General features: G+C 65.2%; 20 protein-coding genes. 19 read left to right on the top strand and 1 reads right to left on the bottom strand.

All coding sequences use genetic code 11. The annotated features are described in order from the left end of the window. Window positions 1–2: 2 nt before the first annotated feature. From QZM15_RS23865 to QZM15_RS23785, 17 genes are all read left to right on the top strand, one after another. Window positions 3–1,787, top strand: coding sequence for an ATP-binding cassette domain-containing protein (locus QZM15_RS23865; protein ID WP_124658500.1), 1,785 nt, complete (start codon window positions 3–5; stop codon window positions 1,785–1,787). Further along, window positions 1,787–2,542, top strand: a complete 756-nt coding sequence (locus QZM15_RS23860) for an ABC transporter ATP-binding protein (protein ID WP_059580489.1) — start codon at window positions 1,787–1,789, stop codon at window positions 2,540–2,542. Before QZM15_RS23865 ends, QZM15_RS23860 begins: the two co-directional genes overlap by 1 nt. Before the next feature lie 390 nt (window positions 2,543–2,932). Next, window positions 2,933–4,903: a tRNA uridine-5-carboxymethylaminomethyl(34) synthesis enzyme MnmG gene (gene mnmG / locus QZM15_RS23855; protein ID WP_302107373.1), complete on the top strand. Its 1,971-nt coding sequence runs from the start codon at window positions 2,933–2,935 to the stop codon at window positions 4,901–4,903. Further along, complete coding sequence (gene rsmG, locus QZM15_RS23850) at window positions 4,900–5,586, top strand: 16S rRNA (guanine(527)-N(7))-methyltransferase RsmG (RefSeq protein ID WP_099315915.1); 687 nt, start codon at window positions 4,900–4,902, stop codon at window positions 5,584–5,586. Before mnmG ends, rsmG begins: the two co-directional genes overlap by 4 nt. A 51-nt stretch (window positions 5,587–5,637) precedes the next feature. Then, entirely contained in the window at window positions 5,638–6,417 is a 780-nt protein-coding gene (locus tag QZM15_RS23845; protein WP_059580499.1) for a ParA family protein, read from the top strand. A 31-nt stretch (window positions 6,418–6,448) separates the two neighbouring features. After that, window positions 6,449–7,342, top strand: coding sequence for a ParB/RepB/Spo0J family partition protein (locus QZM15_RS23840; protein WP_302107372.1), 894 nt, complete (start codon window positions 6,449–6,451; stop codon window positions 7,340–7,342). A 10-nt stretch (window positions 7,343–7,352) separates the two neighbouring features. Continuing rightward, window positions 7,353–8,483, top strand: coding sequence for an SLC13 family permease (locus QZM15_RS23835; RefSeq protein WP_099315916.1), 1,131 nt, complete (start codon window positions 7,353–7,355; stop codon window positions 8,481–8,483). 556 nt (window positions 8,484–9,039) lie between these two features. Beyond that, window positions 9,040–9,564, top strand: coding sequence for an ATP synthase subunit I (locus QZM15_RS23830; RefSeq protein WP_302107371.1), 525 nt, complete (start codon window positions 9,040–9,042; stop codon window positions 9,562–9,564). A 110-nt stretch (window positions 9,565–9,674) separates the two neighbouring features. Then, on the top strand, window positions 9,675–10,526 hold the full coding sequence (gene atpB, locus QZM15_RS23825; protein ID WP_012492242.1) for a F0F1 ATP synthase subunit A: 852 nt from the start codon (window positions 9,675–9,677) through the stop codon (window positions 10,524–10,526). 75 nt (window positions 10,527–10,601) lie between these two features. After that, complete coding sequence (gene atpE, locus QZM15_RS23820) at window positions 10,602–10,871, top strand: F0F1 ATP synthase subunit C (RefSeq protein ID WP_006482730.1); 270 nt, start codon at window positions 10,602–10,604, stop codon at window positions 10,869–10,871. A gap of 129 nt (window positions 10,872–11,000) precedes the next feature. Next, a complete protein-coding gene (locus QZM15_RS23815) occupies window positions 11,001–11,471 on the top strand; it encodes a F0F1 ATP synthase subunit B (protein WP_006477283.1) in 471 nt (156 codons plus the stop codon). Window positions 11,472–11,473: 2 nt separating this feature from the next. Beyond that, window positions 11,474–12,013 carry a F0F1 ATP synthase subunit delta gene (locus QZM15_RS23810; RefSeq protein WP_034188172.1) on the top strand — a complete coding sequence of 180 codons (540 nt, stop codon included), beginning with the start codon at window positions 11,474–11,476 and terminating at the stop codon, window positions 12,011–12,013. A 44-nt stretch (window positions 12,014–12,057) separates the two neighbouring features. Beyond that, the gene (gene atpA, locus QZM15_RS23805; protein ID WP_040142775.1) at window positions 12,058–13,599 is read left to right on the top strand and encodes a F0F1 ATP synthase subunit alpha; all 1,542 of its coding nucleotides are present in this window, start codon (window positions 12,058–12,060) and stop codon (window positions 13,597–13,599) included. A 119-nt stretch (window positions 13,600–13,718) separates the two neighbouring features. Next, a complete protein-coding gene (gene atpG, locus QZM15_RS23800) occupies window positions 13,719–14,594 on the top strand; it encodes a F0F1 ATP synthase subunit gamma (protein WP_034209645.1) in 876 nt (291 codons plus the stop codon). A 66-nt stretch (window positions 14,595–14,660) separates the two neighbouring features. Continuing rightward, entirely contained in the window at window positions 14,661–16,055 is a 1,395-nt protein-coding gene (gene atpD, locus QZM15_RS23795; protein ID WP_011350527.1) for a F0F1 ATP synthase subunit beta, read from the top strand. Between the two features lie 151 nt (window positions 16,056–16,206). Beyond that, on the top strand, window positions 16,207–16,632 hold the full coding sequence (locus QZM15_RS23790; protein WP_006477288.1) for a F0F1 ATP synthase subunit epsilon: 426 nt from the start codon (window positions 16,207–16,209) through the stop codon (window positions 16,630–16,632). Window positions 16,633–16,909: 277 nt separating this feature from the next. Further along, window positions 16,910–18,637 carry an AMP-binding protein gene (locus QZM15_RS23785; RefSeq protein ID WP_302107370.1) on the top strand — a complete coding sequence of 576 codons (1,728 nt, stop codon included), beginning with the start codon at window positions 16,910–16,912 and terminating at the stop codon, window positions 18,635–18,637. Between the two features lie 724 nt (window positions 18,638–19,361). Here QZM15_RS23785 and QZM15_RS23780 read toward each other — a convergent pair. Continuing rightward, the gene (locus QZM15_RS23780) at window positions 19,362–20,162 is read right to left on the bottom strand and encodes a transporter substrate-binding domain-containing protein (RefSeq protein WP_060966445.1); all 801 of its coding nucleotides are present in this window, start codon (window positions 20,160–20,162) and stop codon (window positions 19,362–19,364) included. A 149-nt stretch (window positions 20,163–20,311) separates the two neighbouring features. Here QZM15_RS23780 and hemE point away from each other — a divergent pair, with 149 nt between their 5' ends. Both hemE and QZM15_RS23770 read left to right on the top strand, forming a co-directional pair. After that, the gene (gene hemE / locus QZM15_RS23775) at window positions 20,312–21,406 is read left to right on the top strand and encodes a uroporphyrinogen decarboxylase (protein WP_302107369.1); all 1,095 of its coding nucleotides are present in this window, start codon (window positions 20,312–20,314) and stop codon (window positions 21,404–21,406) included. A gap of 451 nt (window positions 21,407–21,857) precedes the next feature. Further along, entirely contained in the window at window positions 21,858–24,119 is a 2,262-nt protein-coding gene (locus QZM15_RS23770; protein WP_302107368.1) for a primosomal protein N', read from the top strand. The last annotated feature ends 247 nt before the right edge of the window (window positions 24,120–24,366 follow it).

Genomic DNA, 24,366 nt, shown 5'->3' with positions numbered 1-24,366 from the left:
CGATGAAGACGATGGTACGCAACAAGGCCTTCTGGCTGTTTCTCGTGGTGCTGTTCGCGCTGCCGGTGCTGCCCGGCGCGCTGCAGGTGCCCGAGTACTGGATCACGCTGCTGAACTACATCGGCCTGTATGCGATCGTCGCGATCGGGCTCGTGCTGCTGACGGGCGTCGGCGGGATGACGAGCTTCGGGCAGGCCGCGTTCGTCGGCATCGGCGCGTATGCGACCGCGTTCCTGACGACGCGTTACGGCGTGTCGCCGTGGCTCGCGCTGATCGTCGGCGTGGTGCTGACGGCGCTCGTGGCGCTCGTGCTCGGTGCCGTGACGATGCGGCTGTCCGGGCACTTCCTGCCGCTCGGCACGATCGCGTGGGGGCTCGCGCTGTTCTACCTGTTCGGCAACCTCGAACTGCTCGGCAAATACGACGGGATCAACGGGATTCCAGCGCTGAACCTGTTCGGCATCGTGGTCGAAAGCGGGCGCAGCCTGTATTTCCTGATCTGGGCCGTGGTGCTGGCCGCGATCGTGTCGGTGCAGAACCTGCTCAACAGCCGGCCCGGCCGCGCGATCCGCGCGCTGCGCGGCGGCGGCGTGATGGCCGAGGCGATGGGCGTGAATACCGCGTGGATGCGCGTCGTGATTTTCGTCTACGCGGCCGTGCTCGCGGCCGTGTCCGGCTTCCTGTATGCGCACCTGCAGCGCGCGGTGAACCCGACGCCGTTCGGCCTGAACCACGGGATCGAATTCCTGTTCATGGCCGTGGTCGGCGGTGTGTCGCACGTGTGGGGCGCGGTGCTCGGCGCGGCGATCCTGACCGTGCTGCAGGATTATCTGCAGACGCTGCTGCCGAAGCTGCTCGGCTCGGAAGGCAACTTCGAGATCATCGTGTTCGGCGTGCTGATGGTGCTGCTGCTGCAGTACGCGCGCCAGGGCGTATGGCCGTTCGTCGCGAGACTGTTCCCACGCGGGCCGCGCGCGCACGTGCCGGCGCAGGCCGACCCGCTGCCGCAGCGCGCCAAGCCGGTGGCCGGCGAGCCGCTGCTCGTGGTCGACAACGCACGCAAGCAGTTCGGCGGGCTCGTGGCCGTCAACGACGTCAGTTTCGACGTGAAAGCGGGGCAGATCATCGGGCTGATCGGCCCGAACGGCGCGGGCAAGTCGACCACGTTCAACCTCGTGACCGGCGTGCTGAAGCCGACCGGCGGCGCGATCACGTTCCGCGGCGAGCGTATCGACGGGCTGACGTCGCGTCAGATCGTTCGCCGCGGCATCGGTCGCACGTTCCAGCATGTGAAGCTGCTGCCGGCGATGACGGTGCTCGAGAACGTCGCGATCGGTGCCCATCTGCGGGGTCATACGGGCGTGTGGCGCAGCATTGCTCGGCTCAATGCGCATGAGGAAGCGCAGTTGCTGGCCGAAGCCGCGCGCCAGATCCGCCGCGTCGGGCTCGAGAAGCACATGTACGACGAAGCGGGCAGCCTCGCGCTCGGCCAGCAGCGGATTCTCGAAATCGCGCGGGCGCTGTGCTGCGATCCGACGCTGCTGCTGCTCGACGAGCCGGCCGCGGGCCTGCGTTACCAGGAGAAGCAGCAACTCGCCGACCTGCTGCGGCGGCTGAAGGCAGAAGGCATGAGCGTGTTGCTCGTGGAACATGACATGGATTTCGTGATGAACCTCACCGACCGGCTGGTGGTGATGGAGTTCGGCACGCGGATCGCGGAAGGGCTGCCGCAGGATGTGCAGCAGGACCCGGCCGTGCTAGAAGCGTATCTGGGCGGGGTGGAGTGATGACGGACACGACGATGCCGATTCTCGAGGTGCGCGGGCTGGCGGTGCGGTACGGGAAGGTGGAAGCGCTGCACGGTGCGGCGATCAAGGTCGGGGCGGGGCAGATCGTCAGCGTGATCGGCCCGAACGGTGCCGGTAAATCGACGCTGCTGAACGCGATCATGGGGGCACTGCCGGTAACGGGGCACGCGTCGGGAGCGGTCGTATATCGCGGCAACGATGTTGGCGCCTTGCCGGTCGAGCAGCGCGTCGCGCGCGGGATGTGCCTCGTACCGGAAAAGCGCGAGCTGTTCAGCACGATGACGGTCGAGGACAACCTCGTGCTCGGCGCGTACCGGCGCAAACAGGCTGGGGAAGCGAACTTCCTCGATCAGCTCGACCACGTGTTCGCGCTATTCCCGCGGCTGAAGGAGCGCCGCAGGCAGGCGGCCGGCACGCTGTCCGGCGGCGAGCGGCAGATGCTGGCGGTCGGCCGTGCGCTGATGGGCAAGCCCGACCTGCTGATGCTCGACGAACCGAGCCTCGGGCTGGCGCCGCTGATCGTGAAGGAGATCTTTCATATCATCAGCGCGTTGCGCGGCACCGGCGTGGCCACGCTACTGATCGAGCAGAACGCACGGGCGGCGTTGCAGATCTCCGACTACGGCTATGTGCTGGAGACGGGCGAGTTCGCGTTGGAAGGGGCGGCTGCCGAGCTTGCGCAGAATCCGCGGGTGATCGAGACGTATCTCGGGTTGACGAAGAAGACGGCTTGATCGCTGATGCGGTGGGGGAAACGGGCGGCGTGTTTCACGTGAAACACGCCGTTTTTGTTTGTGACGTTGGCGGGGGCGCTCGATGCATCGGTCGCTCGGGATTGGGGGATAAGTCCCGAGGTAATCGAGAGAAATACTGTGTCCTTGCCACGGACGCGGATCAGACGAACCAGCGGGGTTGTGCACATGCACGACAATGTGCGTCGAACCACGCGTCACACCGCCCAAGCAGGCCCGCCACGACAAATTCGCCCGCCCCCAGCGAAAAAATCGCCGAAATGCACAGACCCTACCATTCGGACGGCCTTCGGGGGAAAAGCGAACCCGCTATAATTCGGCCCATACATTTCTCTGATAGGTTCGTACGCAGCTCTGCGTACGGAATCCACCATGCTTTTTCCCACAGAATTTGACGTCATCGTCGTCGGTGGCGGTCATGCCGGCACGGAAGCCGCGCTGGCGTCCGCCCGCATGGGCGCGAAGACCCTGCTGCTGACCCACAACATCGAAACGCTCGGGCAGATGAGCTGCAATCCGTCGATCGGCGGCATTGGCAAGGGCCATCTGGTCAAGGAAGTCGACGCGCTGGGCGGCGCGATGGCCGCCGCGACGGACGAAAGCGGTATTCAATTCCGGATCCTCAATTCATCGAAGGGCCCGGCCGTGCGCGCGACGCGTGCGCAGGCCGACCGCATCCTGTACAAGGCCGCGATCCGCCACCGGCTCGAAAATCAACCGAACCTGTGGCTGTTCCAGCAGGCCGTCGACGACCTGATGGTCGAAGGCGACCGCGTGGTCGGCGCCGTCACGCAGATCGGCATCCGTTTCCGCGCGCGCGCGGTCGTGCTGACGGCTGGCACGTTCCTCGACGGCAAGATCCACGTCGGGCTGAACAACTACACGGGCGGTCGCGCGGGCGATCCGGCGGCCGTGTCGCTGTCGTCGCGCCTGAAGGAACTGAAGCTGCCGCAGGGGCGCTTGAAGACCGGTACGCCGCCGCGTATCGACGGCCGCACGATCGACTTCTCGAAGCTCGATGAGCAGCCGGGCGACCTCGATCCGATCCCCGTGTTCTCATTCCTGGGCCGCGCGGAGCAGCATCCGCGGCAGTTGCCGTGCTGGGTCACGCATACGAACGAGCGCACGCACGACATCATTCGCGGCGGTCTCGACCGGTCGCCCATGTATACAGGCGTGATCGAAGGCGTGGGCCCGCGCTATTGCCCGTCGATCGAAGACAAGATCCACCGGTTCGCGTCGAAGGAATCTCACCAGATCTTCCTGGAGCCGGAAGGGCTGACGACCAACGAGTTCTATCCGAACGGAATCTCGACGAGCCTGCCGTTCGACGTGCAGCTCGAGCTCGTGCATTCGATGCGCGGCCTGGAAAACGCGCATATCCTGCGCCCCGGTTACGCGATCGAATACGACTACTTCGACCCGCGTGCGCTGAAGGCGTCGCTCGAGACGAAGGCGATCAACGGGCTGTTCTTTGCGGGCCAGATCAACGGTACGACCGGCTACGAAGAAGCGGCTGCGCAGGGCTTGCTGGCCGGTCTCAATGCGGGGCGCTACGTGCAGGAGAAGGATGCGTGGTGCCCGCGTCGCGACCAGGCCTATCTGGGCGTGCTGGTCGACGATCTCGTCACGCGCGGCGTGGCCGAGCCGTACCGGATGTTCACGAGCCGGGCCGAATACCGCCTGAGCCTGCGTGAAGACAATGCCGACATGCGCCTGACCGAGATTGGCCGCGAGCTGGGGCTGGTCGACGACGTCCGCTGGGACGCTTTCAGCCGGAAACGCGACGCTGTTTCACGTGAAACCGAACGCCTGAAGTCGACGTGGGTCACGCCGAAGACGCTGCCGGCGGAAGAAGCGACGGCGTTGCTCGGCAAGGCAATCGACCACGAATACAGCCTCGCGGAGCTGCTGCGTCGCCCGGGTGTCAGCTACGACGGGGTGTGCGGGCTGAAGGGCGGAGAATGTGGCCCCGCGGAGCCGCTGACGGACGACCCGGTGCTGCTCGAGCAGATCAAGGAACAGGTCGAGATCGGCATCAAGTATCAGGGCTATATCGAGCGCCAGGCATCCGAGATCGAACGCAACGACGCGAACGAGAACACACGCCTGCCGGACGGTATCGATTATCGCGAGGTCCGTGGTTTGTCGTTCGAGGTCAGCCAGAAGCTCAACGAGTTCCGGCCGGAAACGATCGGGCAGGCGTCGCGTATCTCGGGCGTCACGCCGGCAGCAATCTCGCTGCTGATGGTGCACCTGAAGCGTCGCGGCCTGGGCCGCCGTAACGGCATGGCCGCAGAGGCCGCGGAGCAGGGGGACGGCACCGTCCCGACACAACGATGACGGCGCGTCGCGCGCCGGCGGTTAACCGGGACGTACTGGAACAGATGCTCGTCGAAGGCACGACGGCACTGGACCTCGCGCTGACGGATACGCAGCGCAACCAGCTACTCGACTATGTCGCGCTGCTCGGCAAGTGGAATGCGGTCTACAACCTGACCGCGATCCGCGACCCGAAGCAGATGCTTATCCAGCATATCCTCGACTCGCTTTCCATCGTCCCGCATCTGCGTGGCCGTGCGTCGGCGCGTGTGCTCGACGTCGGCTCGGGTGGCGGGCTGCCCGGTATCGTGCTGGCGATCGTCGAGCCGGGCTGGCAGGTCACGCTGAACGATATCGTGCAGAAGAAGTCGGCCTTCCAGACGCAGATGCGCGCGGAGCTGAAGCTCGCGAACCTGTCGGTCGTGACCGGCCGCGTCGAATCGCTGCGGCCGGGGGTCGAAGTGCCGGAAAAATTCGACATGATCGTATCCCGCGCTTTCGCGGATCTGTCCGACTTCGTTAAACTTGCTCGTCATCTGGTCGCGCCGGGCGGATCGATCTGGGCGATGAAGGGCGTTCACCCGGACGACGAGATTGCGCGGTTGCCGGAAGGCAGCCGCGTCAAGCAGACGATCCGGCTGGCGGTACCGATGCTCGATGCGGAGCGGCATTTGTTCGAAGTGGCCGTCGACGACGCGAATTGAAGGCGCGCGGTAGCGCGCCGTTTGTTTGAAGGTAAAGGGAACACACCAACGATGGCAAAGATCTTCTGCGTTGCGAACCAGAAGGGGGGCGTCGGCAAGACGACGACATCGGTCAATCTCGCCGCAAGCCTTGCAGCGCAGGAGCAACGCGTCCTGCTGATCGATCTCGACCCGCAGGGCAACGCGACGATGGGCAGCGGGATCGACAAGGCCGCCTGCGAAGCGACCGTGTACGAAGTGCTGGTCGACGGCGTGTCGGTGACCGACGCGCGCGTGCGTCCGGAAGGCGTCACCTATGACGTGCTCCCCGCAAACCGCGAGCTGTCCGGCGCCGAGATCGAACTGATCAGCATCGACAACCGCGAGCGCCGCCTGAAGGCCGCGCTCGAGCGCGTCGCCGACGACTACGATTTCGTCCTGATCGATTGCCCGCCGACGCTGTCGCTGTTGACGCTGAACGGCCTGTGCGCGGCGCATGGCGTCGTGATCCCGATGCAGTGCGAGTACTTCGCACTGGAAGGGTTGTCGGACCTCGTCAACACGATCAAGCAGGTTCACGCGAACATGAACCGCGACCTGAAGATCATCGGCTTGCTGCGCGTGATGTTCGATCCGCGCATCACGCTGCAGCAGCAAGTCTCCGATCAACTGAAAGCGCACTTCGGCGACAAGGTGTTCGACGTGGTGATTCCGCGCAACGTGCGCCTGGCGGAAGCGCCGAGTTACGGGTTGCCGGGCGTCGTATTCGACCGCAGCTCGCGCGGTGCGCAGGCGTATCTCCAATTCGGTGCCGAGATGATCGAGCGCGTGCGCGCGTTCGAGGTGTCGTGATCCGGACATGAGCGAAGCGAGGAAGAAAGACATGAACGCGGTACCAAAGAAGAAGGGCTTGGGACGTGGCCTCGAAGCGCTGCTCGGCGGCAGTCCCGATATCACCGAAGCGGTGAAGATCGAAGGGGCACCGAACACGCTCGCGCTCGGCAAGCTGCAAGCCGGCAAGTACCAGCCGCGCACGCGGATGGACGAGGGCAGCCTGCAGGAGCTGGCGGCAAGCATTCGCGCCCAGGGCGTCATGCAGCCGATCCTGGTACGGCCCATTTCATCAGACAAATACGAGATCATCGCGGGCGAGCGGCGTTTCCGCGCGGCGCGCCTGGCCGGCCTCGACGAAGTGCCGGTGCTCGTGAAGGACGTATCCGATCAGGCTGCCGCGGCGATGGCGCTGATCGAGAACATCCAGCGCGAGGACCTGAATCCGCTCGAAGAAGCGCACGGCATCCAGCGTCTGCTCGACGAGTTCGGTTTCACGCACGAACAGGCGGCCGAATCGGTCGGCCGTTCGCGCAGCGCGGTATCGAACCTGCTGCGCCTGCTGAACCTCGCGTCGCCGGTGCAGACGATGCTGCTGGCCGGCGATCTCGACATGGGGCACGCACGCGCGCTGCTGGCCGTCGACGCGGCCACGCAGATCACGCTCGCGCATCAGGTGGTCAACAAGCGCATGTCGGTGCGCGAGACCGAGAAGCTCGTCGCGCACACGACGAAGGAAGCCCCGGCCGTGAAGGCGCGTGCGAAGGACGATGGCGGCCGCGATACGCGTCGCCTCGAAGAGGAGTTGTCCGACCTGCTCGCGTCGACGGTGAAGATCAAGCTCGGCCGCCGCGGGCGAGGGCAGGTGCTGATCGACTTCGGCAACCTCGACGCGCTCGAGGGCATTCTCGCGCGTCTGCGCGGCAACGTCGCGACCGAAGAGTAACGGGCAACCCATGACGCAAAAGGGTGCACCGGCGCCGCGCCGGTGGCTCGGCTGGCTTGCGCAGGAACCGGTACTGTCGGTGCTTGCGCTTGGCCTGATCGTGCTGCAATGGGTGCGTCCGCAACCATTTTCGGTGCTCGCGGATCGTGTCGACTGGCAGACGGTCGCGACACTCGCGGGCCTGCTGATGCTGACCAAGGCGCTCGAGCTGTCCGGCTGCCTGATGTGGCTCGCGCATCGCATCGTGCATCACGTGCATTCCGAACGCGGGCTCGCGATGCTGCTCGTCGGCTTCGCTGCGGTGCTGTCGATGTGGCTCACCAACGACGTCGCGCTGTTCGTCGTCGTGCCGTTGATGGTATCGCTGCGCGCGCTGACGCCGCTGCCGTTCCGGCGGCTCGTGATCGTCGTCGCGCTGGCCGTCAACGCGGGGTCCGTCGCGACACCGCTCGGCAATCCGCAGAATCTTTTCCTGTGGCAATTGAGCGGCGTGTCGTTCGGCCGTTTCGTGGTCACGCTCGGCCCGCTCGCCCTCGCGCTGATGGCGCTGCTGCTCGCGCTGACCGCATTGATGTTCCGCGCGAAGCCGCTCGACCTGTCCGGCGACGCCGTTGCGCTTCCCGTCCAGCGCATGCAAGCGCTGATCGCGGCCGTGCTGTTCGCCGCGTTCGTGCTGCTCGCTGATGCGCATCATCCGCTGCCGGGCCTCGTCGGCGTCGCCGTCGTGCTGCTTGCCGTCAAACGCGACGCAGTCCTGAAGATCGACTGGCTTCTGCTGCTGATCTTCGTGCTGATGTTCGTCGTGTTGCGCAGCGCGGCCGCGCTGCCCGTCGTGCACGACGCGATCGCGCACGCGCAACTCGATTCGCCGCTGCGCGTCTATGCGGCCGGCGCCGTGCTGTCACAGGTGATCAGCAACGTACCGGCCGCGATCCTGCTGTCGGAGTTCACGCACGACTGGCGCGCGCTTGCATTCGGCGTATCGGTCGGCGGCTTCGGGTTCGCGATCGGTTCGCTCGCGAACCTGATCGCGGTGCGTCTCGCGAAGGAGCCGCGCATGTGGCTGCCGTTCCACCTCGTGTCGATTCCGTTCGCGCTGGTGAGCGCGGCGCTCGGCGCGTGGCTGCTCGTGCACGGTTGAACGCGGCGGCGCGGGGAAGCCGTTCGAGCGACGGGTTGGGCGCACGGCATTCACGCTGATCGATGGTTGTTGATAAGTGCCGCCATCCACAGTCGAACATCTGTGGCGGCGCGACAACTGACCGGATGAATCGCTGCGTGAACATCCGGTCGAATTTCGCGCGCGGCGCGAGGGTTGGGCCGTGGCGTTTCGCTTGTTCCCGGGCATCGGGGCGAATCGTTTCCGCCGGCTGCGTTGCAGCGAATTCCCGACGGCAATCGCGCCGCTTCGTCCTGGCCCGTATCGGGTATCGTTTCCCGCCGTTTGCCCCGGCACCTGACTTTTTCGCGCAAGAAATACCGGTGCGGAAAACCGACCTTACAACTGTCATCGTACGTCGCCGAATCGCATGGTTTTTCACATCATGAGGCGTCGTTTTATGCAGGTTTTTGTCGCGTCTAAAGCCTTGAATCACTTGCAACTATCGCTTACAATCGCCCGGATTTGTTAGCTAGGCACCCCTGAAAGCTTTCAGAAAGCTTGGGGTCGGGTTCAGGGATTTCAGCGGAAGATTGCGATGGCGGGTCAGGCGCCGGACGACAGGCACGATGATCAGCGCACGCAACGCACCGCTTCGGCGGCCGGCGAGCGGCGTGAACCCGGCGATGACTGGGATGTCGAGCAGCAAGATAACAACATCGTTCCGCTGACGCGGGCAGAGGCCGAAAGGCTGTTCGGCCCGAACGTGAGCAAGCCCTCGCGCGTGACCCCCTACAAGGTGGTATTCGCGCAAGTGGTCCTGTCCCTGGTTGCAACGCTGGCGTGGTGGCTGTTTTCGAAGTCGCCGGGCGCCGCTGCGCAATCCGCGTTTCTGGGCGGAGCGATCGGCTGGGTACCCAGTGCGGTATTCGTGGCACGACTGAAGGCAGGTGGCTCGGCCACCGTGATGAGCTGGGTGATGGGCGAAGCCCTGAAACTCGCTCTGACGATCGGGATGTTCACCGCGGTGGCGTTCGGCTGGGCCGGCGTGCACTGGGTGCCGTTCCTCGTCACGTACCTCGTCGTGCTGAAGACGTACTGGATCGCGCTGGCCTGGCGGTAAGGAACAAGCAGCGTGCGGTTTCGACAACGAACCGCACCGGCCCGTTCCCGCAATAGCGTGTTGCGGAACGGGGCAAAACGATTTTCGACAATTTGGGTGGCATTAACGATATGGCAGCTAGCGAAGGCACGCGCGGTCCGGATCCGTCCGAGTACATTGCGCACCACTTGCAGAATTTCTCCACCTCGCATCAGACGTCGATTTTCGATATCCACGTCTGGAATCTCGACACGCTGTTCTGGTCGATCGTATGCGGCATCGTGACGATCGTCCTGCTGCGTCTGGCCGCCCGCAAGGCGACCTCGGGCGTGCCGGGCCGCTTCCAGTGCGCGATCGAGATGCTCGTCGAAATGGTCGAGGATCAATCGAAGGCCATCGTCCACGGCAATCGCACCTTCATCGCGCCGCTCGCCCTCACGGTGTTCGTGTGGGTCGCGCTGATGAACTCCCTCGACTTCCTCCCGGTCGACCTGCCGGGCCGCGTGATCGGCCTGCTCGGTCTGTCGGACGTGATTTCCCACCATCGCATCGTCCCGACGGCCGACCTGAACGGCACGCTCGGCATCGCGCTCGGCGTGTTCGTCCTGATGATCTACTACAGCATCAAGATCAAGGGCGCGGGCGGCTTTGTGCATGAGCTGCTGTCGGCCCCGTTCGGCGCCCACCCGCTGCTGTGGATCCCTAACCTCGCGCTCAACATCGTCGAATATCTCGCAAAGACCGTCTCCCTCGGTATGCGGCTGTTCGGCAACATGTACGCGGGTGAGCTGTTGTTCCTGTTGATCGCCCTGCTCGGCAGCATGTGGAGCTTCGGTGGCGACGCAACGTTCCTCGGCTTCGTTGGTCACGTGATCGCGGGTAGCGTCTGGGCAATCTTCCACATCCTGATTGTTCTGTTGCAGGCATTCATTTTCATGATGCTGACGCTGGTGTATCTCGGCCAGGCGCACGACAAGCACTAAGCGCGGCGTGCAACAAAGAGTCTTCGTTTTAGTTTTTTAAATCTCAGTTCCAAGTCTTTTCACAAAGGAGTGATCATGCAAGCTTACATCGCCAACATCCAGGGTCTGACCGCCATCGGTATCGGCATCATCATCGGCCTGGGTGCAATCGGCGCCTGTATCGGTATCGCGCTGATGGGTGGCAAGTACATCGAAGCCTGCGCACGTCAGCCGGAACTCATCAACCCGCTGCAAACGAAGATGTTCCTGCTGGCTGGTCTGATCGACGCTGCATTCCTGATCGGCGTGGGTGTCGCAATGCTGTTCGCGTTCGCGAACCCGCTCCTGTCGAAGCTCGCAGGCTAAGGTTCCTCGGAAATATGCGTCCGGCGTGAGCCGGCGCAGGGCGGAACGGAGACTTGGGGCGCTGATCGAATGCAACTCGATGAGCGCCTTACCGTTTCATTTTTCCGGAATAGCAGATAAGGAAACACCGTGAATCTCAACGCAACTCTGTTTGCGCAAATGGTCGTGTTCCTGGTCCTCGCGTGGTTCACGATGAAATTCGTGTGGCCGCCGTTGATCAACGCCCTCGACGAACGTTCGAAGAAGATCGCCGACGGCCTCGCCGCCGCGGAGAAGGGCAAGGCGGAACTCGACGCAGCGCACAAGCGCGTGGACCAGGAACTCGCGCAGGCCCGCAACGACGGCCAGCAGCGCATCGCCGACGCTGAGAAGCGTGCGCAGGCGGTCGCCGAGGAAATCAAGGCCAACGCCCAGGCTGAAGCCGCCCGCATCGTCGCCCAGGCGAAGGCGGAAGCAGAACAGCAAATCGTGAAGGCGCGCGAAGCGCTGCGTGGCGAAGTCGCCGCGCTGGCCGTGAAGGGCGCCGAGCAGATCCTGAAGCGCGAAGTCGATCAAACGGCCCACGCCCAACTGCTGAATCAACTGAAAGCCGAGCTCTGATCATGGCCGAACTTGCAACCATCGCCCGCCCTTACGCAGAAGCGCTGTTCCGCGTGGCCGAGGGCGGTGACATCGCCGCCTGGTCCACGCTCGTGCAAGAGCTGGCCCAGGTTGCGCGTCTGCCGGAAGTGCTGTCGGTCGCGTCGAGCCCGAAGGTGACGCGCACGCAAGTAGCCGAGCTGCTGCTTGCTGCGGTGAAGTCGCCGCTCGCGGCCGGCGCCGAAGCGAAGAACTTCGTGCAGATGCTGGTCGACAATCATCGCATCGCGCTGCTGCCGGAAATCGCCGAGCAGTTCGAGGCGCTCAAGAACGAACGTGAAGGCGCAGCCGACGCCGAGATCGTGAGCGCGTTCCCGCTGAACGGCGCGGATCTCGACAGTCTCGTCTCGGGCCTCGAACGCAAGTTCAAGCGCAAGCTGAAACCGACGGTCGAAGTCGATTCGTCGCTGATCGGCGGCGTGCGCGTGACGGTCGGCGACGAAGTGCTCGACACCTCGGTTCGCGCGCGCCTCGCATCGATGCAGGCTGCCTTGACCGCCTGAGCGCCACGCCGGCACGCAACAGAATTGACTATCAGGAGCGAATAATGCAACTCAATCCCTCTGAGATCAGCGAGCTGATCAAGAGCCGGATCCAGGGCCTTGAAGCGAGCGCAGACGTTCGCAACCAGGGCACCGTGATCTCCGTGACCGACGGTATCGTGCGTATCCACGGCCTGTCGGACGTGATGCAGGGCGAAATGCTCGAGTTTCCGGGCAACACGTTCGGTCTCGCGCTGAACCTCGAGCGCGACTCGGTCGGCGCGGTGATTCTCGGCGAATACGAACACATCTCGGAAGGCGACATCGTCAAGACGACGGGCCGCATTCTCGAAGTCCCGGTCGGCCCGGAACTCGTCGGCCGCGTGGTCGACGCGCTCGGCAACCCGATCGACGGCAAGGGCCCGGTCAACGCGAAGCTGACCGACGCGATCGAAAAGATCGCCCCGGGCGTGATCTGGCGCAAGTCGGTGTCGCAGCCGGTGCAGACGGGCATCAAGTCGATCGACGCGATGGTGCCGATCGGCCGTGGCCAGCGTGAGCTGATCATCGGCGACCGTCAGTGCGGCAAGACCGCGGTGGCGCTCGACGCGATCATCAACCAGAAGGGCAAGGACCTGATCTGTATCTACGTCGCGATCGGCCAGAAGGCTTCGTCGATCATGAACGTGGTGCGCAAGCTCGAGGAAACGGGCGCGCTGGAATACACGATCGTCGTCGCCGCTTCGGCGTCGGATTCGGCCGCGATGCAGTACCTGGCACCGTACGCCGGCTGCACGATGGGCGAATACTTCCGCGACCGCGGCCAGGATGCGCTGATCATCTATGACGACTTGACCAAGCAGGCCTGGGCATACCGTCAGATCTCGCTGCTGCTGCGCCGCCCGCCGGGCCGTGAAGCGTACCCGGGCGACGTGTTCTATCTGCACTCGCGTCTGCTCGAGCGTGCGGCTCGCGTGTCGGAAGAGTACGTCGAGAAGTTCACGAACGGCGAAGTGAAGGGCAAGAGCGGCTCGCTGACGGCACTGCCGGTCATCGAAACGCAGGCAGGCGACGTGACCGCGTTCGTTCCGACGAACGTGATCTCGATTACCGACGGCCAGATCTTCCTGGAAACCGACCTGTTCAACGCAGGCATCCGCCCGGCAATCAACGCCGGCGTGTCGGTGTCGCGCGTCGGCGGCGCCGCTCAGACGAAGGTCGTGAAGAAGCTGTCGGGCGGTATCCGTACCGACCTCGCGCAGTACCGTGAACTGGCTGCATTCGCGCAGTTCGCATCGGACCTCGACGAAGCGACCCGCAAGCAGCTCGAGCGCGGCCGCCGCGTGACGGAACTGCTGAAGCAGCCGCAGTACCAGCCGCTGCAGGTCTGGGAACTGGCCGTGTCGCTGTACGCCGCGAACAACGGCTACCTCGACGATCTCGACGTCAAGCAAGTGCTGTCGTTCGAGAAGGGCCTGCGCGACAACCTGAAGACCAGCCACGCTGACCTCATCAAGCGTATCGAAGACACCAAGGATCTCTCGAAGGACGACGAAGGCGCGCTGCGCGCGGCGATCGAATCCTTCAAGAAGTCCGGTGCCTATTGATCCGCGAGTGACACACGGAGGCCGCGCGGGTGCTGATGCGCCCGCGCCGCTTCGGTGAGCGATGCATGAGCCCCGAGTAAAGCGCTAAAGCGCTAATTCGGGGCGCAAAGGAGCAAGCTATGGCTGGAATGAAGGAAATTCGCGGCAAGATCAAGAGCGTGCAGAACACGCGCAAGATCACGAAGGCGATGGAGATGGTGGCTGCATCGAAGATGCGTCGCGCGCAGGAACGCATGCGCGCCGCTCGTCCGTATGCGGACAAGGTCCGTGCCATCGCCGCGCACATGAGCCGTGCGAACCCGGAGTACCGCCACCCGTTCATGGTGGCGAACGACGGCGCGCAGACGGCCGGCATCATCCTCGTCACGACGGACAAGGGTCTGTGCGGTGGTCTGAACACCAACGTGCTGCGTGCGACGGTGCAGAAGTTCAAGGAGCTGGAAGAGAAGGGCCAGAAGGTCGAAGCCACCGCGATCGGCGGCAAGGGCCTCGGGTTCCTGAACCGCTTCGGCGCGAAGGTGATGTCGCAGGTCGTGCACCTCGGCGACACCCCGCACCTGGACAAGCTGATCGGCGCCGTGAAGACGCAGCTCGATCTGTACTCGGAAGGCAAGCTGTCGGCGGTTTATATCGCTTACACGCGCTTCGTCAACACGATGAAGCAGGAAGCCGTGATCGAGCAGCTGCTGCCGCTGTCGTCGGAACACTTCGAAGCCGATGACGGTACGCCGGCGACGTCGTGGGACTACATCTACGAGCCGGACGCGCAGGCAGTCGTCGACGAACTGCTCGTGCGTTACGTCGAGGCGCTGGTGTACCAGGCCGTCGCGGAAAACATGGCGTCCGAGCAATCGGCGCGCATGGTCGCGATGAAGGCCGCGTCCGACAACGCGAAGACGGTGATCAGCGAACTGCAGCTCGTATACAACAAGAGCCGTCAGGCCGCGATCACGAAAGAACTGTCGGAGATCGTCGGCGGCGCAGCCGCTGTTTAAGCGCGCGCCCGGGACGACAACTGCGCCTTTGCGCGAGTAAAGAATCAGGTATTTAAAGGAAAAGCGATGAGTACTGCTGCTTTGGTAGAAGGCAAGATCGTACAGTGCATCGGCGCCGTTATCGACGTGGAATTCCCGCGCGACAGCATGCCGAAGATCTACGACGCGCTCATTCTCGATGGCTCGGAACTGACGCTCGAAGTCCAGCAGCAGCTGGGTGACGGCGTGGTCCGTACCATTTGTCTGGGTGCATCCGACGGCCTGCGCCGCGGCCTGACCGTGAAGAACACGGCGAAGCCGATCTCGGTACCGGTCGGCAAGCCGACCCTCGGCCGTATCATGGACGTGCTCGGCCGTCCGATCGACGAAGCCGGCCCGATTGAAAGCGAAACGACGCGTTCGATCCACCAGAAGGCACCGGCGTTCGACGAACTGTCGCCGTCGACCGAACTGCTCGAAACGGGTATCAAGGTCATCGACCTGATCTGCCCGTTCGCGAAGGGCGGCAAGGTTGGCCTGTTCGGCGGTGCTGGCGTGGGCAAGACCGTCAACATGATGGAGCTCATCAACAACATCGCGAAGGAACACGGCGGTTACTCCGTGTTCGCGGGCGTGGGCGAGCGTACCCGTGAAGGGAACGACTTCTACCACGAAATGAAGGACTCGAACGTTCTCGACAAGGTCGCGCTGGTGTACGGCCAGATGAACGAGCCGCCGGGCAACCGTCTGCGCGTCGCGCTGACCGGCCTGACGATGGCCGAGCACTTCCGTGACGAAGGCCTCGACGTGCTGTTCTTCGTCGACAACATCTACCGTTTCACGCTGGCCGGTACCGAAGTGTCGGCACTGCTCGGCCGTATGCCGTCGGCAGTGGGCTATCAGCCGACGCTGGCTGAAGAAATGGGCAAGCTGCAAGAGCGCATCACGTCGACCAAGAAGGGCTCGATTACGTCGGTTCAGGCCGTGTACGTCCCTGCGGACGACTTGACCGACCCGTCGCCGGCCACGACCTTCGGCCACCTGGACGCAACCGTCGTTCTGTCGCGTGACATCGCTTCGCTGGGTATCTACCCGGCGGTCGACCCGCTCGACTCGACGTCGCGCCAGATCGACCCGAACGTGATCGGTGAAGAGCACTACTCGATCACCCGTCGCGTTCAGCAGACGCTGCAGCGCTACAAGGAACTGCGCGACATCATCGCGATTCTGGGCATGGACGAACTGTCGCCGGAAGACAAGCTGTCGGTCGCACGTGCGCGTAAGATCCAGCGTTTCCTGTCGCAGCCGTTCCACGTCGCTGAAGTGTTCACGGGCTCGCCGGGCAAGTACGTGCCGCTGAAGGAAACGATCCGCGGCTTCAAGATGATCGTCGACGGCGAGTGCGACCACCTGCCGGAACAGGCGTTCTACATGGTCGGCACGATCGACGAAGCCTTCGAAAAGGCCAAGAAGATCTCGTAAGGGTTCGAGTGAGTCGCACGGCGCGTGCTAGTCGGGATTAACAGTCGGACTGATAATCCCGGCCGGTCGCGCCGACCGCAATACGCTCAATCCGCCGTGCATGGGATCGGCGCAGGCGCGCAAGTGCCCGCTCCGATCGACAGGAGTCGATATGGCAACCATCAAAGTAGACGTCGTCAGCGCGGAAGAGCAGATCTTCTCGGGCGAGGCGAAATTCGTCGCGCTGCCGGGCGAAACGGGTGAGCTGGGTATTCTGCCGGGCCACACGCCGCTGATCACCCGGATTCGTCCGGGTGCGGTGCGCATCGAAGTCGAGGGCGGCAACGACGAATTCGTGTTCGTCGCGGGCGGCATTCTCGAAGTGCAGCCGGGCGCCGTGACGGTGCTCGCCGATACCGCAATCCGCGGCAAGGACCTCGACGCGGCGAAAGCCGAGGAAGCGCGCAAGCGTGCCGAGGAAACGCTGCAGAACGCGAAGTCGGATCTCGACCTCGCGAAAGCGCAATCCGAGCTCGCGACCGCGATGGCGCAGCTCGAGGCGATCCAGCGTCTGGCGAAGATCCGCAGCCGGCACTGAGCCGCGCCGCATATCCCGCGAAAGAAGGCAGCCTTCGGGCTGCTTTTTTTTCGCCCGCGGTTCCGTCCGCGCCTCGTCCGCATTTCGTCGGAGTTTTGCGGGTCGGATCATTCCGTCCGGTCGTGCTATTTCACCCGCCCGTCGCGATTCGATGTCAGAGTATCGTCAGCGGAGCGCGGCATCATCCGCAGTGAGGCCCGCCGTCGCGATCGTTGCGGCGAAGGCGCGCGCAGCAGGCGCGCGCGGGCCGATCAGACAAGAACGGACGGAGACATCGATGGCAGCAGACCTTGGCAAGGGGGCGCTGATCGCGCCCGAGAACGGCTTGTCGTACGTGCGCGGCGCGACCGACGTGCCGCTATCCGACGCGACGATCGGCCGGTTTCTGCTCGACACGGCTGGCCGCTTTCCCGACCGTCCGGCCGTCGTGTTCCGCGAGCAGCAGGTGCGCTGGACCTGGCGCGCGTTCGCGAACGAGGTCGACGTGCTGGCAGCGGGCCTCGCCGCGCTCGGGATCGTGAAGGGTGACTGCGTCGGCATCTGGTCGCCGAACCGCAGCGAATGGCTGCTCACGCAGTTCGCGACCGCGCGGATCGGCGCGGTGCTCGTCAACATCAACCCGGCCTACCGGCTGTCGGAACTCGAATACGCGCTGAACAAGGTCGGCTGCAAGGCCGTGATCGCGGCCGAGCGCTTCAAGCGCTCCGCGTACGTCGAGATGCTGCAGACCCTCGCGCCGGAGCTCGCGACCGCGACGCCGGGCGACCTGCACGCGGCGCGCGTGCCGAACCTGCGCACGATCGTGTCGATGGGCGACGTGGCGCCGGCCGGCATGTTCCGCTTCGCGGACGTGATGGCGCGCGGCCGCCAGGCCGTCGATCCCGCGCTGCTCGACGCGCTCGGCGCAACGCTCTCGGCCAGCGATCCGATCAACATCCAGTTCACGAGCGGCACGACCGGCAGCCCGAAGGGCGCGACGCTCACGCACCGCAACGTCGTCAACAATGCGCGCTCGATCGCGATGGCGATGCGCTTCACCGAACAGGATTCGCTCTGCATCCCCGTGCCGCTCTATCACTGCTTCGGGATGGTGCTGGCCGTGCTCGCCTGCGTGTCGACGGGCGCCGCGATGGTATTCCCCGGCGAGGCGTTCGACCCGGTCGCGACGCTCGCGGCGGTGGCCGAGGAACGCTGCACCGCGCTGCACGGCGTGCCAACGATGTTCATCGCGGAGCTCGACCATCCGGAGTTCGCCAAATTCGACCTGTCGACACTGCGCACCGGGATCATGGCCGGCTCGCCGTGCCCGATCGAGACGATGAAGCGCGTCGTGTCGCAGATGCATCTGTCGGAGATCACGATCGCGTACGGAATGACGGAGACGAGCCCGGTGTCGTTCCAGAGCTCGACCGACGATCCGCTCGAGAAGCGCACGACGACGGTCGGCCGCATCCAGCCGCACCTCGAAGTGAAGATCGTCGATGCGGCCGGCGACATCGTGCCGGTCGGCGCGACGGGCGAGCTGTGCACGAAGGGCTATTCGGTGATGCTCGGCTATTGGGACGACGACGCGAAGACGCGCGAGGTGCTGGTCGACGGCTGGATGCACACGGGCGACCTCGCGACGCTCGACGAGGACGGCTATTGCAACATCGTCGGCCGCCTGAAGGACATGGTGATTCGCGGTGGCGAGAACGTCTATCCACGCGAGATCGAGGAATTCCTGTTTCGACATCCGAAGATTCAGAGCGCGCAGGTATTCGGCGTGCCCGACGCGAAGTACGGCGAGGAGCTGTGCGCGTGGATCGTGCTGCGCGCCGACGAGCAGATGACCGAGGACGACTTGCGTGCGTTCTGCCAAGGCCAGATCGCGCACTACAAGATTCCGCGCTATATCCGCTTCGTCGACGAACTGCCGATGACGGTGACGGGCAAGGTGCAGAAATTCGTGATGCGCGAGCGGATGATCGAGGAGCTGAAGCTCGACGTGCAGAAGACTGCTTGAGGGGGGACGGTGCGCGAAAAACGTGGCGGCCTGCAGGTCGCTACGTTTTCGATGGACGAAAAAAAGCGGGCTTATTAGCCCGCTAAAAACCACACGCTACGGGGTTAGCGCGAGGAGACCAAAGATGAAACCGGATCCGGCGGGGGCCGGAAACGACTCCAACAGGGATGCCCCTCGGAAGGGCTTCGGTACGTGACCGACTGGCTCGCAGCGCTTCGCGTCCGCTCACACTTGGCACACGAGACCGCATCCGTGTTGAAACCGTTGAGGCCCATTGTGGGCGAATTAACGACCCCTCGCGGTAACAAAGTGTTTCAGGTTGTAACGCCCGCCAGATAAGGCTTTCCGGGAGTTTTTGCTGTTTTCGGGCTCCTGAAAAAGGTCATTTTTACCCATATTTTCCGCCGCGTTTTCGAGGTATGCGCGCGATGCGTTTTTCACGCGTATCGGGCGCGATGAATTGCCGATTTTCACGCGAGAAAGTGCACGGCACGATCGATACCGCGCATGACGATTCATTCGTCAGAAAGATTTTGAAACGTGATCGAGACGCGTGGAAGTCGGCCATTCGGCCAATTTGGCGGGTCGCGCGCCGTTCATGGGCGCCGCGGCGCGACGCGAAGGTGTAACGGCAACGCATGCCGGCGGCCGACGCAGGCGGGATTTTCGCACTTGGCGGCCGCAGCGGGCGGTGCCCGTCATCGGCCGCCGCTTGCACGCGCGCTTACTTCAGCCACTTGTCCGACAGCGCCTGATATTCACCGGTGGACAGCGCGAGATGCAGCCACTGGTCGACGTATTGCTGGAACACGACGTCGCCGCGCGGCACCATGTACGCCTTCTCGCCGAACTGGAACGGCTTGTCCGGATGCACCGAGCAGAGGCCCGGATTCAGCTTTTGCTGCAGCAGCGTCTCCGACGCATCCGTCACCATCACGTCGGCCTTGCCCGCGAGGATCTGCTTGAAGATCGTCACGTTGTCGGGATAGACGGTCAGGTTCGCGTGCGTGAAGAACTGCTTCGCGAAGCGCTCGTTGGTGCCGCCCGGATTCACGATTACGCGCGTCTCGGGTCGGTCGATCTGCGCGACGCTCTGGTACTTGTCGGCATCCGCGCAGCGCACGATCGGCGTCTTGCCGTCGACCACGTACGGCTGCGTGAAGAACACGCGCTTCTGGCGCTCGAGCGTGGTCGACACGCCGCCCACCGCGATGTCGCACTTCGCGACGAAGTCTTGGGTGAGATTCGGCCAGCTCGTCTTCACGTAATCCGCCTTCACGCCGAGCGATTTCGCGAGCGATTCGGCCATGTCGATGTCGATGCCCTCGAAGCGGCCGTCCGCGCGGTAGTACGAATACGGCTTGTAGTCGCCCGTCGTGCACACGCGCAGCGTGCCGCGCGCCAGCACCTCGTCGAGCCGCGAGCCGGCGCCCGGCGCGCTCGTGGCGGCGCCGGCGGCAGTTTGCGCGTGTGCGGCGGTGCAGCACAGCAACGCGGCCGCGGCCAGCGTGGCGAATGTCTTCATCGGTCTCCTCCTTCGTTCGGTTCGATATGAGCGTCCGATCATAACGGAGCCATCGCGCGCGTCATATGGCCGCCATTGCATCGGCCTGCGCGGTCCGACCGCGGCTGTCCGGTAAAATGCCGCTTTGCCTTCGCATCGTCGCTCCTACCGTGGCCCATAACCTGCTCAACGACACCTTCCTGCGTGCGCTTCTGCGCGAGCCGACCGACTACACGCCGATCTGGCTGATGCGCCAGGCCGGCCGCTACCTGCCTGAATACAACGCGACGCGCGCGCGTGCCGGCAGCTTTCTCGGGCTGGCCAAAAACCCCGACTACGCGACCGAGGTGACGCTGCAGCCGCTCGAGCGCTTCCCGCTCGACGCCGCGATCCTGTTCTCGGACATCCTGACGATTCCCGACGCGATGGGCCTCGGCCTCGACTTCCAGGCCGGCGAAGGACCGAAGTTCGCGCATCCGGTGCGCACCGAGGCCGACGTCGCGAAGCTCGCGGTGCCGGACATCGACGAGACGCTCGGCTACGTGACGGGCGCCGTGCGCGAGATCCGCCGCGCGCTCACCGACGGCCAGGGCCTCCAGCGCGTGCCGCTGATCGGCTTCTCGGGCAGCCCGTGGACGCTCGCGTGCTACATGGTCGAAGGCGGCGGCTCGGACGATTTCCGCACGGTGAAGTCGATGGCGTATTCGCGCCCCGACCTGATGCACCGAATCCTCGACGTGAACGCGCAGGCGGTGGCCGCGTACCTGAACGCGCAGATCGAAGCGGGCGCGCAGGCCGTGATGATCTTCGATACGTGGGGCGGCGCGCTGGCCGACGGCGCGTACCAGCGCTTCTCGCTCGACTATATCCGCCGCGTGGTGTCGCAGCTCAAGCGCGAGCACGATGGCGAGCGCGTGCCGGTGATCACGTTCACGAAGGGCGGCGGGTTGTGGCTCGAGGAGATCGCGGCGACCGGCGTCGACGCGGTCGGGCTCGACTGGACGGTCAACCTCGGTGCCGCGCGCGAGCGCGTCGCGGGACGCGTGGCGCTGCAGGGCAACCTCGACCCGACGATCCTGTTTGCGCCGCCGGCCGCGGTGCGCGAACAGGCGCGCGCGGTGCTCGACAGCTACGGCAACCATCCGGGCCACGTGTTCAACCTGGGGCACGGCATCTCGCAATTCACGTCGCCCGATCACGTCGCCGAACTCGTCGACGAAGTGCATACCCACAGCCGCGCGATCCGTAGCCGAGCGGCGGGCTGAACGCAAGCGCCGCCATGCTGCGTTGCGGGATGGCGGTGTTTCGTTTTTGAAACTAAACAGGACGCAACCCCGCTCCCGTTGCCGATTCGATGCTTGTCAAGACTTGACTTATACACATTTTCCACGTTGCAGCGCGGTAGAGCCCCGTATCGGTCAATTTGTCTCGCTATGGTTGGGTAATTTGAATAGCAGCCTTATGGAATAAGGCTTCGCGGGACACGGCCGGAAGCGGCGGAAAACAGCGAAAAGCACGGCCCTGCGCGCGTTGCGGCTGTTGAGCGGCGAGTTCTCAACAAAGTTATCCACAGGCTGGGCAGGGTATACGGCGATTCCTAATGCGAATCCAAAACTTAGCGCCGAATCTGAAGTTTTACTTTAAGTTCGCCGTCGCGATGCGGGCGCGGGTGCACGTCGTCCGTCCCCTGCGTGTCGCCGCTGCGGGAGCGTGTCGATGAGCGGCACCTACCTGCGTGTGGCGCTCGACCATCCGCTCGCCACCCTGTTCGACTACCGCTGCGACGTGCAGCCCGCGCCCGTGCCCGGCACGCTGGTGCAGGTGCCGTTCGGCAAGCGGCAGGCCGTCGGGCTCGTCTGCGAAGTCACCACTCACACCGATGTGCCGCCATCGCGGCTGCGCGCGGTCGATGCGATCTGTGCCGACCTGCCGCCGCTGTCGGCGGACTGGCTCGCGCTCGTGTCGTTCGCCGCCGACTACTATCAGCGCGGGCGTGGCGAGGTCGCGTTGCCGGCGCTGCCGCAGGCGCTGCGCGACGCCGGGCGCTGGGGGCGGCTGCTCGCGCCGGAAGTGCGCTACCGGCCGACCGAAGCCGGCCGCGCGGCGCTGCCCGACGCGTTGCCCGCGCGCGGCGCCGCGCTGCGCCGGCTCGCGCAGGCGCTCGTCGACGCCGGCTCGCTGACGCTGCCCGACGCGCGCGCGCTGCATCCGAAGGCGGCCGCGACGCTCGACGACTGGGCGGCGCGCGGCTGGGTCGACGTCGAGGAGATCGGCTGGGCCGATGCGCCTGTGGTCAACCCTGTGGATAACCTGTCGACAAGCAGTGGACGGGCTGTGCCGCCGGCGTTGACGGACCAGCAGGCCGAGGCGCTCGCCGCGATCCGCGCGGCGCAGGGCTTCGCGCCGTTCCTGCTGCACGGCGTGACGGGCAGCGGCAAGACCGAGGTGTACCTGCACGCGCTCGCGTCGCTGCTCGACGCGCGGCCGGATGCGCAGGCGCTCGTGCTCGTGCCTGAAATCAACCTGACGCCGCAATTCGAGGCCGCGTTTCGCGCGCGCTTCGCGGGCGCGCTCGCCGACGACGCGATCGTCACGCTGCACAGCGGGCTCGCCGAAGGCGAGCGGGCGCGCAACTGGCTCGCCGCGCACACGGGCCGCGCGCGGATCGTGCTCGGCACGCGCCTCGCGGTGCTCGCGTCGATGCCGGCGCTCGCGCTGATCGTCGTCGACGAGGAACACGAGCCCGCGTACAAGCAGCAGGAAGGGCTGCGCTATTCGGCGCGCGACCTGGCCGTGTGGCGCGCGAAGCACCTCGGCATCACCGTCGTGCTCGGCTCGGCCACGCCATCGCTCGAAAGCTGGTGGCAGGCCGAGCAGGGGCGCTACACGCGGCTCACGCTGTCGCGCCGCGCGGTGGCCGACGCGACGCTGCCGACCGTGCGGCTGATCGATCTCGAAGAGGAGCGGCGGCGCGGGCGCGCGTCGATGGGCGGGCTGTCGGGGCCGCTCGTCGCGGCGCTGAAGGCGCGGCTCGAACGCGGCGAACAGAGCCTCGTGTTCCTGAACCGGCGCGGTTACGCGCCGCAGCTCGCGTGCGATGCATGCGGCTGGGTGGCCGGCTGCCCGCGCTGCAGCGCGTACGTCGTGCTGCACAAGCCCGAGCACGCGCTGCGCTGCCATCACTGCGGCTGGGAAGCGCGCATTCCGCGGTCGTGCCCCGAGTGCGGGAACGTCGACATCGCGCCGCTCGGGCGCGGCACGCAGCGCATCGAGGAGACGCTCGCCGAAGCCGTGCCGGGCGCGCGGATCCTGCGGATCGACGCGGACAGCACGCGCCGCAAGGGCAGCGCGCAGGCGCTTTTTTCCGACGTGCACGCGGGCGAGGTCGACATCCTGGTCGGCACGCAGATGATCGCGAAGGGGCACGACTTCCAGCGCGTGTCGCTCGTCGGCGTGCTCAACGCCGATACCGCGCTGTTCTCGCACGACTTCCGCGCGAGCGAGCGGCTGTTCGCGCAACTGATGCAGGTGAGCGGCCGCGCGGGGCGCGCCGGGCTGCCGGGCGAGGTGATGGTGCAGACGCGCTACCCGCGTCACGCGCTGTACCACGCGCTCGGGCGGCAGGACTACGTGGGCTTCGCGAATTCGACGCTCGGCGAGCGCCGCGACGCGCACCTGCCGCCGTTCGTCTACCAGGCGCTGCTGCGCGCCGAAGGGCGCACGCTCGATGCGGCGCTCGCGTTCCTGCTGCAGGCCGCGGCTGCGTTGCCGGGGCTGCCGGGCGCGGATCGCGTGACCGTGTACGACGCGGTGCCGATGACGATCGTGAAGGTCGCGAACGTCCATCGCGCGCAACTGCTGCTCGAAAGCGCGTCGCGGGCGGCGCTGCAGCATGCGCTGCGCGCCTGGCAGCCGGAGCTGCGCGCGCTGAAGGGTGTGCTGCGGTGGAGCGTCGAGGTCGATCCGCTGGATATCTGAGCGACGCGCCGCGCGACCGTCGCGCGACGCGGTGTCCGATATCCCAAGCGTGGGCCGCGCGGCGCCGCCCCGAACGTCTCCAGCGCGTGCCCAACGCGGGCCCAACGCCGGCCCAACGCGGGCGCCGCGGCACGTCACCTCATCCAGTGCAACCTGCTTTCGGCCGCTTTCGCGCATGCCGAAGGTTGCACACGCGTGCCGGACCGGCCCGATCAGGGAAAACACCGATCCCCGGACCACGGGCAAC

Origin of the sequence: Burkholderia sp. AU44665, assembly GCF_030504405.1 — a bacterium.
Taxonomy (GTDB): domain Bacteria; phylum Pseudomonadota; class Gammaproteobacteria; order Burkholderiales; family Burkholderiaceae; genus Burkholderia; species Burkholderia semiarida.
This window is presented reverse-complemented; position numbering and strand designations above follow the sequence as displayed.